The organism is Haloprofundus salinisoli, from assembly GCF_020097815.1.
GTDB classification, from domain to species: domain Archaea; phylum Halobacteriota; class Halobacteria; order Halobacteriales; family Haloferacaceae; genus Haloprofundus; species Haloprofundus salinisoli.
Genome location: NZ_CP083663.1, coordinates 2,698,411 through 2,711,197, shown reverse-complemented (window position 1 = coordinate 2,711,197; position 12,787 = coordinate 2,698,411). Strand labels below are relative to the sequence as shown.

At 66.2% G+C, this 12,787-nt stretch carries 12 protein-coding genes and 1 pseudogene; 4 read left to right on the top strand and 9 right to left on the bottom strand.

Annotated elements, in window-relative coordinates; all coding sequences use genetic code 11:
- Positions 1–67: 67 nt before the first annotated feature.
- Positions 68–4,594, top strand: a complete 4,527-nt coding sequence (locus LAQ73_RS14265) for a DUF7997 domain-containing protein (RefSeq protein ID WP_224268927.1) — start codon at positions 68–70, stop codon at positions 4,592–4,594.
- Between the two features lie 137 nt (positions 4,595–4,731).
- On the opposite strand, the gene LAQ73_RS14260 is transcribed toward LAQ73_RS14265, so the two are convergent.
- The gene (locus LAQ73_RS14260) at positions 4,732–5,007 is read right to left on the bottom strand and encodes a hypothetical protein (protein WP_224268926.1); all 276 of its coding nucleotides are present in this window, start codon (positions 5,005–5,007) and stop codon (positions 4,732–4,734) included.
- A 36-nt stretch (positions 5,008–5,043) separates the two neighbouring features.
- Positions 5,044–5,289 (bottom strand): hypothetical protein, encoded by a 246-nt coding sequence (locus tag LAQ73_RS14255; protein WP_224268925.1) that lies wholly within the window; start codon positions 5,287–5,289, stop codon positions 5,044–5,046.
- Between the two features lie 429 nt (positions 5,290–5,718).
- Here LAQ73_RS14255 and LAQ73_RS14250 point away from each other — a divergent pair, with 429 nt between their 5' ends.
- Genes LAQ73_RS14250 through LAQ73_RS14240 form a run of 3 tightly spaced genes read left to right on the top strand, consistent with a single transcriptional unit; the run spans position 5,719 to position 6,957 of the window.
- Positions 5,719–5,964, top strand: a complete 246-nt coding sequence (locus LAQ73_RS14250; protein ID WP_224268924.1) for a hypothetical protein — start codon at positions 5,719–5,721, stop codon at positions 5,962–5,964.
- Between the two features lie 57 nt (positions 5,965–6,021).
- Entirely contained in the window at positions 6,022–6,501 is a 480-nt protein-coding gene (locus LAQ73_RS14245) for an SRPBCC family protein (protein WP_224270774.1), read from the top strand.
- A gap of 51 nt (positions 6,502–6,552) precedes the next feature.
- The gene (locus tag LAQ73_RS14240; RefSeq protein WP_224268923.1) at positions 6,553–6,957 is read left to right on the top strand and encodes a VOC family protein; all 405 of its coding nucleotides are present in this window, start codon (positions 6,553–6,555) and stop codon (positions 6,955–6,957) included.
- 19 nt (positions 6,958–6,976) lie between these two features.
- On the opposite strand, the gene LAQ73_RS14235 is transcribed toward LAQ73_RS14240, so the two are convergent.
- The 7 genes and pseudogenes from LAQ73_RS14235 to LAQ73_RS14205 form a co-directional block, all read right to left on the bottom strand.
- Entirely contained in the window at positions 6,977–7,909 is a 933-nt protein-coding gene (locus LAQ73_RS14235) for a DMT family transporter (protein WP_224268922.1), read from the bottom strand.
- Positions 7,910–8,021: 112 nt separating this feature from the next.
- A pseudogene (locus LAQ73_RS14230) lies at positions 8,022–8,201 on the bottom strand (hypothetical protein); the annotation flags it as partial.
- Positions 8,202–8,364: 163 nt separating this feature from the next.
- A complete protein-coding gene (gene queC, locus LAQ73_RS14225) occupies positions 8,365–9,138 on the bottom strand; it encodes a 7-cyano-7-deazaguanine synthase QueC (RefSeq protein ID WP_224268921.1) in 774 nt (257 codons plus the stop codon).
- A gap of 19 nt (positions 9,139–9,157) precedes the next feature.
- Positions 9,158–9,943 (bottom strand): 7-carboxy-7-deazaguanine synthase QueE, encoded by a 786-nt coding sequence (locus LAQ73_RS14220; protein ID WP_224268920.1) that lies wholly within the window; start codon positions 9,941–9,943, stop codon positions 9,158–9,160.
- 2 nt (positions 9,944–9,945) lie between these two features.
- On the bottom strand, positions 9,946–10,461 hold the full coding sequence (locus LAQ73_RS14215; protein ID WP_224268919.1) for a 6-pyruvoyl trahydropterin synthase family protein: 516 nt from the start codon (positions 10,459–10,461) through the stop codon (positions 9,946–9,948).
- 173 nt (positions 10,462–10,634) lie between these two features.
- Positions 10,635–11,039 (bottom strand): acyl-CoA thioesterase, encoded by a 405-nt coding sequence (locus LAQ73_RS14210; protein WP_224268918.1) that lies wholly within the window; start codon positions 11,037–11,039, stop codon positions 10,635–10,637.
- A 242-nt stretch (positions 11,040–11,281) separates the two neighbouring features.
- On the bottom strand, positions 11,282–12,613 hold the full coding sequence (locus LAQ73_RS14205) for a hypothetical protein (RefSeq protein ID WP_224268917.1): 1,332 nt from the start codon (positions 12,611–12,613) through the stop codon (positions 11,282–11,284).
- Between the last annotated feature and the right edge of the window lie 174 nt (positions 12,614–12,787).

Below are 12,787 nucleotides of genomic sequence, written 5' to 3'. Positions count from 1 at the left end.
GAGTTCGGTTAGCGTGCGGAGAGCGACTGTCACCAACGCTTATGCTATTTCGTCTCGCTTCTCCTGCATGAGACTCCGAACCGCGTTGAACGATTACAAGAGAAATCGTGGCGCGCGTTTTCCGGAGGAGTGTCCGACCACTGACGGGGCCTTTTCGGCGCACGGCGACCGACTCGTCTACGTCGACCCCCGCGGACGCCTCCGGGACTATTCGTCTTCGCTCTCCGGGCTCTACGGCATCGACCGGTCACGGTTCGGCATCGAAACCGACGACGGCACCCGCTGGTTCGACGAACTCGAGACCGTCCGACAGCACTACTACCGCGAGACGAACGTCGTCGAAACCGAGTACGACGCCGGGGCGTACACAGTCCACCAGTACGACCTCACGCTGGGCCGGGCACACGTCACGCACGTCGAACTCCGCGGCGCGATTCCCGCGGACGCGCACCTGACGGCGTTTCTCACGTTCGCACCCGAGGGCAGAGAAACGCGCGTCGGCCGACTCATCCACGAGACGGCGGGGCCGAACGGGACGAAAGCCGTCGAGGTGTTCCACCGGACCGAGCACGACTACGTCACCGCCTCGACGGGGCTGACCGACGTCCGCGGGCAGATTCCCGAACGGTTCGAGGAGATGCTCTCCGACGACTCCTTCGAGTTCCCCCGCGAGGCGGTGTTGAACAGATACGAGGACACCCACCTCAGCGGCGACATCGTCGTCTCCGCGCCGTTCGAGCGCGAGGGGCGCGCCATCCGGACGACGTTCGTCACACAGCTGTCGGACCACGACGAGTTGACCCGCGAGCAGGCGCTGACGGACCTCCGCGACTGTGCGCTCTCGCACGCGACAGCCGACGACCTCCGAGAGGCGGGGCGGACGCGCGCCGAGGTGTACGTCCCCGACGGCGCGCCGAACGCCCGCGTCGTCCGCTCGGACCTCCGGGCGCTGTCGCTTCTCACCGCGCCGACGGGCGCGCACATCGCCGGCCCCGAGTTCGACCCCTTCTACGCGCACTCGGGCGGCTACGGCTACACGTGGTTCCGCGACGACGCCGAAGTCGCCGCGAACCTGCTCGAGAGCGACGAACTGCTGGACCTCGATATGGACGACCAACTCCAGCGGAGCGTCAGCTTCCTCTGCGACACCCAGCAGGACGACGGGTCGTGGCCGCACCGCGTCTGGGCCGTCGACGGGTCGCTCGCGCCGGGGTGGGCGCACGGCCGCGTCGAGGGCGGCGACAGCGACGAGTACCAGGCCGACCAGACCGCGAGCGTCACGGCGTACCTCGCCACGTACCTTCGCAAGCGCGGTGAGCGACTGAGTGCGGCCGAGCGGCGGGAGGTGCGCGAGACCGTCGACCGCGCGGTGACCGCGATGGACGAGACGCTCGCCGATGACGGCCTCCCGATCCGCTGTCAGAACGCGTGGGAGAACATGACCGGGCGGTTCACGCACACGGCCGCGACGGTCCTCGAAGCGTACGCCGCCGTCGCACGCGCACCTGTCGAGGACGACCTACGCGACCACGCCGAGAGACAGGCCTGTGCGGTCGCGGAGGGTCTCGACGCCCTCTGGTTGGAGGACCACGGCCACTACGCGCTTCGCCTCGACGGCGACCACCTCGACGACCGACTCGACTCCAGCACGCTCGCGCTCGTCGACGCCTTCGACGAGTACGGCCACCTCGAAGAACTGGGCGAGACGGAGCTCGACCGACTGCGCGGCCACGTCGGCGCGACGCTCGACGGTCTCTACCGCGACCCCGACGACACGCCCGTCGCCGGCCTCGTCCGCTTCGAGGACGACACGTGGCGACGCGGCGAGCAGGAACCCTCGAAAGTGTGGTCGGTGTCGACGGCGTGGGGAGCCAACGCCGCGGTCACTCTCGCGTCGCTGCTCGCGCGGTTCGGCTTCGACGGCGAGGCGTTCCTCGCCCGCGCGGAGACGCTGTACGAACTCCTATTGCCGGAGGGGCCGTTCGCCACCGAGGCCGGCTATCTCGCCGAACAGATATTCGACGACGGCACGTTCGACAGCGCCACCCCGCTGGGATGGTCGCACTCGCTCCGACTCGTGACGACGGCGTTGCTGCGCGAAGTCGATGCGCTCCCGATGGGCACGCCCGCGCCATCGGGCCCGGAGGAGTGGCCGCGGTGGACCACCGGCGAGAAGTACGGCGTCGGCACCGTCGCCGATCACGGCGACGCGGACCCCTCGCGGGTCTGGTTCACGCTCACCGAGGGCGCGCTGACGGAGGTTCGCTTCCCCCGGGTCGACCTGATGAACCTGCGGACGCTGGACTTCCTCGTCGTCGACGCCGACGAGGAGTCGGAGTACACGGCCAGAACGTACAACGAAACGCGCCGCGACGACGCGGCCGAGACGATAGAGCGGCGGGCCGAAATCGTCGAGGAGGACGCGCTGGTGTTCCGACACACCATCGCCGAGGGGGGTGACGGCCGTGGTCACGAGTGGAAACTCGTCGTCGAGTACGCCGCCGACCCCGAACACGACGCGCTACTCGTCGACGTCAGCTTCGAGGCGCTCGACGAGAACGAGTACCAGCTGTTCGCCGTCGCGGACACTTCGCTGACGAACACCGGGACGATGGACCGCGGGATGCGCCTCGGCAAGCCCGGCAGCTACCACCTCGTCGCCCGCGACGCCGGCGCGTACGACGTCGGCGACCCGCTTCTGACCGACGAGGAGGGCGAACCGTACAGCGTCGCGCTCGCGCTCGCGGCGGCGCACCGCTTCGAGTGGGCCACCGTCGGCGTCGCCGGCTCCGAGTACCTTCGCGGGCTGTTTTCGGGCGGCGAACAGCCCGAATCGCACTCGCGGGTCGACGACGAGAACATCGTCCTGGTGGGGCGGGTCGGCGTCGGCCGCGACCTCGAAGAGACGCTCGCGCTCGGCTTCGGCGAGAACGCCGACACCGCGGCGGCGCTCGGCGAGGCCGCGGGGGCGCTGACCCGCGGTTACGAGACGGTCCGGTCGGCGTACGTCGACTCGTGGGAGAGGTTCCTGGAACCGAAGGAGTTGCCGAACTGCGTCGCCGACGACGACGAACTCAGAGCGCAGTACAAGAGCTGTCTGATGGGACTTCGCGCCGTCGAGGACAAGACGTTCCTGGGCGCGGGCATCGCCTCGCCCTCCGTCCCGTGGGGAGAGGAGGTCAGCGCCGAGGAGGCGAAGGGGTACGGCTACAACTTCGTCTGGGCGCGCGACCTCTACCAGGTGTTCACCGTCTTCGAGGCGGTCGGCGACCTCAAAACCGCCGAGGACGCGCTCTCGTACATCTACAACTACCAGCAGGACGACCACGGCTTCATCCCACAGAACTCCTATCTCGACGGCCGCACCCGCTGGGGCGGCGAGCAGATTGACAACATCTCCTTCCCGCAGGTGATGGCGTATCAACTTCGGGAGGACGGTCTCGACTTCGAAGAGACCGATTACGACTACGTCAACGTCAAACGCTCGGCGGACTACGTCGCCCGAAACGGCCCCGCGACGGCCCAAGAGCGCTGGGAGGAGGAGGCGGGGTACTCTCCCTCCTCCATCGCGGCCGAGATCGGCGGCCTCGTCTGCGCGGCGTCGATCGCACTCGACGAGGGGCGGACCGACGACGCGCTCGTCTGGTTGGCGCTGGCCGACGACTGGACCGAAAACGTCGAGAGGTGGACCGCCACCGAGACGGGGTCCGAGTTACACACCCACACGCCGTACTACGTCAGGGTGACGCGCGACGGCGACCCCGAGGCGGGCCACCTGCGGACGCTGGCGAACGACGGCCCGACACTCGACGAGCGCGAAATCATCGACGGGGGCTTTCTCGAACTCACGCGATTGGGCATCAAGCCGTGGGACGACGAGGTGATTCGCAACTCGCTGGTCGAAGTCGACGAGACCATCCGCGTCGACACGCCGTACGGGCCGGCGTTCTACCGGTACAACGGCGACGGCTACGGCGAGCAGGGCGGCGACGAGGAGGGTGCGCCGTGGTCTATCGAGACCAAAGGTCAGGGACGACTGTGGCCCATCTTCACCGGCGAGCGCGGCGAGTACGAACTGCTCGCCGGCACCGAGGACGGTCCGCTCGCCCCCGAGAACCTGCTGCGGACGATGGCGGCGTTCGCCAACAGCGGGCGGATGCTCGCCGAGCAGGTGTGGGACCGCGACCAGGAGACCAAGTACAACTGGGAGTTCGGCGAGGGCACCGGGTCTGCGACGCCGCTGGCGTGGAGCATGGCGCAGTTCGTCCGCCTCGCCCACGGCATCGACGCCGGAAAGCCCGTCGAGATGCCGGCCGTCGTCGCCGAACGCTATCTCGAAACCGAACGGCCCGAGGGGCCGTCGCTCCGCGTCGGCACGGACTTCCGCGGCGACACCCTCCACGTCAGCGGCGAGACCGACGCCGCAGTCGTCGCGGTCCGGACCGGCGAGGGGACGGCGCTCGTCGAACCCGAAGACGGCCGCTACGAGGCGACAATCGACATCTCCCACGGCGAAAACCAGATAATCGTCGCCGCCGCGACCGACGCGGACCTCACGGTTGCGGGGACGACGGTGAAGCGGTTCACGCTCTGAGAGGAGAGGCGTCGATTGTCAGCGTCGCCCGTCGTGTCGTCGGTACAGATCCATTTTCCGGTACGCGTAGAAAACGAGCGCGAGCGCGACGAAGAGCAGCAGGCAGTCCAACGGTTCCGAACCGCCAGGATACACGCTCACTCGCTTCCGGTGCTCGGCTTCGGCGAACCCTCGCGCACCTGTTTTTCACGGACGTAGATGTACGCCAAGAAGCCGAGAACGCCGGGAACGACGTACGCGAAAAACAGCGCTAAGACGCCGAGCGCCCACGCCGGGGCGTACTTCATCCCGTGTTGTTTCGCATCGTAGTAGACGAACAGGCCAGCGCCTATCGGGAGGACGAGTACGAGGAGGATAATCGTCAGTTCGGGACCGCCGGGAAGTGCGCCGAACAGCGGCAATGGAGGGCTCATCTCTCCGACATCACGGGGGGAGTGAATAACTCTTGGCTACAGTCCGCCCTTCTCGCGTACGTAGAAGTACACCGCCAGCGCGAGCAGGCCAGGGAAGAACCCGGCGAAAAAGAGCGCAACGACGCCGAGCGCCCACGCGGGTGCGTAGTCGAGTCCGTGGCGTTTCGCGTCGCTGTAGACGAATCCACCGACACCGAGCGGAATGAGAACGAGGAGAAGGAAGATGAGGAGCAGTTCCGGACCGCCGGGCAACGCGCCGAACAGGGTGATTGGAGGGACCATCACCGGTTCGTTCACGGCGGGTGACAAATAGCGTTCGGGTTCAGTCGAGTATTTAACAGTACCGCGGGCATGCGTCGCACACTCCGAGTACGATTAAGTGACAACCGTTTATAGAGAGAACTGCGACGCCCCCGCTGGCGTCTACGCACGGAGGATACGACCCATGCCAAACTTCGAAATCCCGACTGTCGCCGGCCGAAAGCGCACGCTCGATTGCGCCTTCGGCGAGCGGGTCGGGGCCCTCCGCGTCTCACTCCTACCGACGAACCGCGGCGGCAACTGACGCCGCCGAACTCCGTCGACGCGCCTGCAGCCGAGAGCGACCAGTCTGCGAATCGGTCCCCGGTCGCGGCCCACACCGCTTCGGTCCCGCTCTCGTCACCGCGTCCGTCCGGTTTCCGACTACACCCATCAACCACACAGAGAACGATGTACACCACGTCACAACACCGCAGTACCGCCCAGACGACCACCACGGCCGACCCCACGTTCGGCGTCACCGTCGCGCTCGCCGTCGCTCCCTTGGTGATTCTCGTCGCGCTGTCGTACGCGGCGTTCACCGCCGTCTTCGTCGTCGGTGTCGTCACGACGCTGGCCGTTTCGTTCGTCCGTCGACGGCTCGCGACGGCGACTCGTCGCCGGGAGGCGGCGTTCGACCGCGCGAGCCGAGCGTGAACGGACGTTCCGACCATGGACGACCTTTTGCTTCTCACGCCCGTAACCCCGACACCGATGGCCGTCTACAAGCGACGAGTTCGCGTCGCCGCACCGCTGGATGAAGTGTGGGAGTTTCACTCCCGAATCGAGGGACTGAAAGCGCTGACCCCCGGGTGGATGGGCCTCACCGCCGAAGGCGTTCGCGGCCCGGACGGCGAGGAGAACCCCGACGTGCTCGACACTGGGACGGAGATTCGGATGGCGATGCAACCGCTCGGCGTCGCGCCGAAACAGCGGTGGCGCTCCGTCATCGTCGAACGCGAAGAGGAAGACGGCTCGCCCTGGTTCCGCGACGAGATGGTCGGCGGGCCGTTTCCGAAGTGGGTCCACACCCACGAGTTCTACGGTGACAGGGACGAAACGGTGGTGTCGGACACCGTCGAGTACGAACTCCCGGGCGGCGAACTCGGGCGGAGAGCGAGTCCGCTCGGCGGAATCGGCTTCGAGCCGATGTTCCGGTACCGACACAAGAAGGCAAAGGAGCTGCTGGAGTAGATCGCCGCCGTCGCCCCGCAGGATTTTGTCACGCCGCGCCGACTACGTGGTATGGACGTTTCCGTCGTCGACGTCGACCACGTCGCCATCCGCGTCACGGACCTCGACCGCGCGCTCTCGTTTTACCGCGACCTGCTGGGGATGGAGGTGCGAGACCGCAAACGGTTCGAAGCCGACGAAGTACCGTACGTCGCCGTCGTCGCCGGCGGGCGACACATCCACCTCGTGCCGACCGACGACGAGATCGACGTGGACGGCGAACACATCTGCCTCTTGCTGCGTTCGAACGAGATGGAGACCGAGGAGGAGCTCGAATCGCTGCTCTCGGAGCTCCGAGAGGAAGGCGTCGAAATCGAAGAGGGCGAACCGTACAAGCGGTACGGCGCGTACGGCCGCGACTGGGCGGCGTACGTCCGCGACCCGGACGGGCGACGCGTCGAACTGAAACTGCACTGACCCGGCCGGGCGCTCGCTCTCAGTCGTCGGCGACGCTCGCTTCGTCGCCGGGCGAGCCGGCGCGTCGAGCGGAAGCTGTCACGTAGATACCGCCCAGAACGACGGTTCCGCCGGCGAGCGTCGCGGGAGTCGGCACTTGCGAGAGGAGCACGAGCGCCAGCAGCGTGCTGCCGACGGGTTCGCCGAGCAGCGAGACGCTGACGACGCTGGATTCCAGATGCGCGAGCGCCCAGTTGATGACGGTGTGACCGAACAGACCCGGTCCGAGCGCCATCGCCGCGAACAGCAGCCACTCGCGGACGGGGTACGCCGAGAGAGAGTGGCCGCGAGCGACGGTCAACGCGAGCAGAACGGCGGCACAGACGCCGTAGACGACCGTCACGTACGGAAACAGCGCGACGCGCTGTCGTATCGAGCGGCCGGCGAGCACGTAGCCTGCGGCGGTCACCGCCCCGACGACGGCGAGCGCGTTACCGTAGAGGGGGTCTGCCCCGACGACGGCCGCGCCGGTCAGAAAGTCGCCGAGCGACATGACGACCATCCCGACGAGCGCGATTGCGATGCCGACGAGCGTCCGACCGGTGACGCGTTCGTCCAACAGCGCCCACGCGCCGAGCGCGACGAACAGCGGTTGCGCCTGCACGAGCGTCACGCTCGCGGCGACGGAGGTCCAGTTGAGGCTCTCGAACCACGAGGCGAAGTGTAACGCCAACGCCGCGCCCGCGACGCCCGCGACGAACAGGTCCCGTGAACCCAGTCGGGCGAAGTCGCGGCGGTTTCGGGTGAAAGCGACGGGAGCGACCAGTGCGAGCGTGAACAGTACGCGGTAGAACGCCTTGACGAGACTCGGCGCGGCGCTCCACGTGACGAGGATGGCGCTCGTGCTCACTGCCAGAATAGCGACAGCGAGTCCGGCCAGCGGCGAGACGCGGGCCCCGGGAGCGGAACGCACGTGACGCCCGACGAACACTGGACGTTTACCGGTTGCGGATGCGGCACCGAGGCCGGTCCGCCCGCGGTCGCTCTCGGAGAGCGCGCGCCTCGTCGCCGACGCCGTAGCGGTCTCAGCGCGTCGCCTCCGTATCTGCGTTGTCCGCGTCGTCTGCGCCGTCCGCATCGACCGCGTTTCCCACATCGTCCACGTCGTCCGTATCGGCGACGTCGAAGTCGTGAACCGGTTCCCCGCGAACCTCGCTCAGGATGTCGAGGGCAGCGGCCGCGCCGTCGCCGCCGCGGTGGACCGCGCTGTCGACGCACTTCGACGCCGCGCGACCGAACGACCGGGCGTTCTCGCGCTTTCGGTCCCTGTGGTCGGTCATAGCGGTGTATTCTCGGGCGCAGAGGAAATCGATGCCGGGTGAAGCAGGTTCGCCGTTCGGCCAGAAGGCGAGCCGAAAAAGGTGCGAGTCAGTCGGTGTACTGCGGTCGCTCGGCGTACTCGATGGGGTCGCGGACGCCGACGTTCTGGAACGCTTCGAGCCGATACGCACAGGAGTCACAGGTGCCGCAGGCGGGTTCCTCCGCGCGGTAGCAGCTCCACGTGTGCTCGAACGGGACGCCGAGTTCGACGCCGCGTTCGGCGACGTCTGTTTTCGAGTCGTTCACGAAGGGCACTTCGACCGAGATCTCCGTCTCGGGTTTCGTTCCCACGTCGACCATCGCCTCGAACGCCTCGAAGAACGCCGGGCGGCAGTCGGGATAGCCCGCGTAGTCCTCGGAGTGCGCGCCGACGAAGACGGCGTCGCAGTCGTTGGCTTCCGCGTAGGAGACGGCCATCGACAGCAGGTTCGCGTTGCGGAACGGGACGTAGGTGTCGGGGATCGCCTCGCTCTCGGTGTCGGCGTCGGCGACGGCCATCGCGTCGTCGGTGAGACTCGACGCGCCGATGCGCTTCAGGTGGTCGGTCTCGATGTGGAGGAAGTCGCGGGCGTCCATCTCCTCGGCGAGTCTGGTCGCGCAGTCGTACTCCTTGCGCTCGGTCTTCTGCCCGTAGGAGGTGTGTAGGAAGTAGAGGTCGTAGCCGCGTTCCTTCGCCTCGTAAGCGGTCGTCGCGCTGTCCATCCCACCGGAGACGAGTACGACGGCGCGTTTGCCGCTCGTGTCGCCCTCGGAGCGGTCGTCGGTGGCGGTCGAATGGGGGCTGTCGGTGTTGTCGGGGTTGTCGGAGTTGTCTGTGGTCATCGGTAGGTCGTCGGAGAGGTCATTTCTCGGGGGCGTCGTTCCACAAGTCGACGTGGATGCGCGGCGTGTAGCGGTAGCCGTGTTCGAGCGCGAGGTCGGCGACGACGCCGCGCGTACCGTCTAACTGTTCGCGGGTCTGCCCTTCGGGCATCAGCAGCACGTCGTCGTCGTAGACCGGCGTGTTCGCCGCCTGGCGGACGTCGGCAACGAGCGAATCGATTTCGGCCATGTCGTCGGGGCCGGTGACGACGAACTTCAACTGGAAGCTGTAGCGGTCGACGAGCGTCGCCAACGCGTCGAGGTCGATACGGCGCTTTTCGTGATGCTCCGCCCGCTCGCCGTCGCCTTTCGGGTCTCGTTCGGGCGTCGGCGTGCTGCTTTCGAGTTTGGGGCTGATGCTCGCCAAATCGACCGGCGCGTCGGGAATGAGGGTCCCGTTGGTCTCGACGGTCGTGTGGTAACCGCGGTCGGCGAGTTCGCGCAGGAGTACCGACGAGGCGTCGTGAATCAGGGGCTCGCCGCCCGTTAAGACGACGTGGTCGGCGTCGAACGACTCGATTTCGGCAAGAATTTCGTCGAGGCTCATCCACGCGTGCGTCGGTTCCCACGAGGTGTGATAGGAGTCGCAGAACCAACAGCGGAGGTTACAGCCGCTGGTCCGGACGAAGACGCTCGGCACGCCCGCGAGTTTCCCTTCGCCCTGCAACGAGACGAACAGTTCGTTGATGGGAAGCGCGTCGCTGTCGGGTCGGTCGGCGGATTCGTCCTCCTGTTCGCGGTCGTCGACGTTCGAGGTGACGGGCATCGTCAGAGGTGGCCACCGTCGCTTCGCTCTGCTTGCGACGAGCCTCGGTTCGTTTCCCGCACCGTACCGCCACAGAGTTCGCTCGTCTCGCTCACTTCGACGGCGATGTCGCGTACGGTGTCTGGGAGTGCCGCGGTGAGTTTCTCCTCTAAGAGGACGCTCATCACCTCGGCTGTCGGCGGCGCGTCGAGGACGACGGTGGCGTCGCCGTCCCCGACGTCGGCGAACGCCTCGACCAGCGGGTCACCGTCTTCGAGCAGGAACATGTGGTCCCACTCGTCGATAACCGCCGTGACCTCGCCCTTGTCGACGACCCACCCCTCCTCGGTGAGGTCGCCGACGAGCCGGACCGAAATCTCGTAGTTGTGGCCGTGCGGGCGGCTACACTTGCCGTCGTGGTGCATGAGACGGTGGCCCGCGCTGATGCGAATGGGCCGGTCGCGGCCGATGTGGAGGACTCGCTCGCCTGCCCGCGAGGCGAGAGTCTCCGAATCGTCTCCGAGTACGCTCCGAGTCATATCCGGAGAATATCGGGTCGACTATAAATACGTGGCGTCAGCTCGTCCGGGGAGTGTCCGCGGCGGAGAACCCGGCGAGTGCAGAGGGTTCACAAGTATTGAAAATTGAAAACATTGTAAAAATCGCACAAATTGTGCAGTTCGTACGAGTTGTGGAGAGTGTGGGGGCGCCCTCACTCCAGCCTCGGATCGTACTCGTACAATCGCTCGCGCCACTCGGTCGGAACGGCTGTCGGGCGCTTGGTCTCGCGGTCGATGACCACCTGCGTCGTCTCGGCGGTGGCGACGACGTCCTCGGCCCGGAGTTCGTACGTCATCGTAAAACTCGACTCACCGAGAGCGGTCACGGAGACGGCCACTGTGAGGTCGTCGTCGAAGGTGACGGGCTTTCGGTAGTTCAGTTCGAGGTTCGCGACGACCATCGTCACGTCGTCGGAGGTGAGGTCGAGTACCTCCCGCAGATAGCGGATGCGCGCCTGCTCGCAGTAACTGGCGTAGACGGCGTTGTTGACGTGGCCGAGCGGGTCGAGGTCCCGGAACCGGACCTCGATGTCGAGTTCGTAGGCGAAGTCGGGCATCGAGAGCAATCGTCGGCCCACTGAGTAAACGACGGCGGTTTTGTCGATGCTTCGCGGACTGAGACCGAGTGCCCGGTATCGACGCGGGAGGGGAACTCGGCGTTCGGGGTCTCCGTTCGGGCGAACCTTCGTGTCGGTAGCGACCTGACGGTGTCGCTAATCGAAGACAAACACGTCCAGGACAAGCGGAAGTAGCGACGCCACTGGCGATGCGGTGTGGCCGTGGCCCCGGATGCGCAGAATCAGTACTGGGAGGGATCTATCTCGTTGCCGTTGAGGTAGACAGTCGCGTCGCCGTCGAACTCCGTGAACGCGATGGCATCGCCCGCGACAGTTCCCGAGTCAGAGAACCGGTACGCGTCGGTGCCGCCGGCGGTCGCACCCGCACCCTCTCCGTGGGAGACGGTGTCCTCGTCGTCGTAGCTCGGATTGAGGCTCAGGCCGGTGCCCTCCACCTCCGTGGTCTTGATGAGGTCGCCGGAGACGCTGAACGCGTAGTCGGTGCGGCTAGACCCACCTGTGATGGCGAGGTGGTGCGGGAGTTCGTCGGTGTAGTCGTCGGGGTCGATTTCCTCGCCGTCGAGGTAGACCGAGGCCGCGCCGTCAACGCCGACGTTCGTCAACTCGCCGGTGAAGACGTAGGCGTCCGCACCGCCGGCGACGCCGCCGCAGGCCGAACTCCCCGAGACGTAATCCTCGTCGTCGATGGTGGCACTGCTGAACGGCGCGTCGCCGGTCTCGGTCGTCTGTTCGAGCGACCCGCTGACAGTGAGTCGGTAGTAAGAGACGTCGCTGCTGCCGCCGATGACGAGGCGGTGTTCGGTCACCGGTTCGGAGTCGACCACGTCGCCGGTTTTGAACGTCTGTGGTTCGCTCTCGGCGTAGTCGGTCTGTTTTTCGGTCGCCCACGTGTCGAGTCGTGTCCACGCGGCGGCGGTATACTCCGTGTCCGGAGCGAGTCCCGTGACGACGGTCCGAGCCGTCGTCGGTTCACCGTACTCGTCGGTCCGTTCGGTGGTGTACTGCGGGTCGCCGGAGTTCGACCCGTTGATGGACGAAACCGATGCGCCGACGCTGTAGAGTGCCGGTTTCTCGGGCGCGACTTCGTAGTCGATGGTCGCTGTCGTCCCCGAAACCGAGACGCCGAGCAGTTGCGGCGCGGGCGCTTCCGTCTCCGGTGCGAGGCCTACCGAGTCAACGCTGTAGTAGTCCGAACCCGCTTTGACGAACGCGTAGCAGGAGTACGGCGCTCGGTTTAGCGGAACGACCTTCGACACCGTCTCCTCGCCGGAGGACTGGTTGAACCAGTGCATGGCGATGTCGACCGTCTCGTCGTTGTAGTCTTCGACGATGAACCCGGCCCTGTCGACTTCACCATTGGGGTCGGTGACGCTGATCGTAACGTTGAGTTCTAGTCCGTCGGTGGAGGAGTCGACGATTTCGGCGTCGACTGTAGGGTGACTGTCGATGTTCTGTGCGCCTTCGAGGTTCGCTGCCGAACCGAGTCCCGTACTTGCGAGCGCCGCGCCGGCGCCGAGTGCGAGGACCTTCCGGCGGGAAGGGTCGAATTTCATATCGTTGCAACGTGCCGATTCTTAGATAGTCAATATAATTGTAAGGAAAGCCAGGATTAGAGGAATATCTCATGAAGGATTACTAACACTTTCTCGACAATTTATCAGTTATGAACACTGTGGCTGATTTCGTACATTCGGTTCACAGAGGAGAAATCACCGCAGTTGACGCCG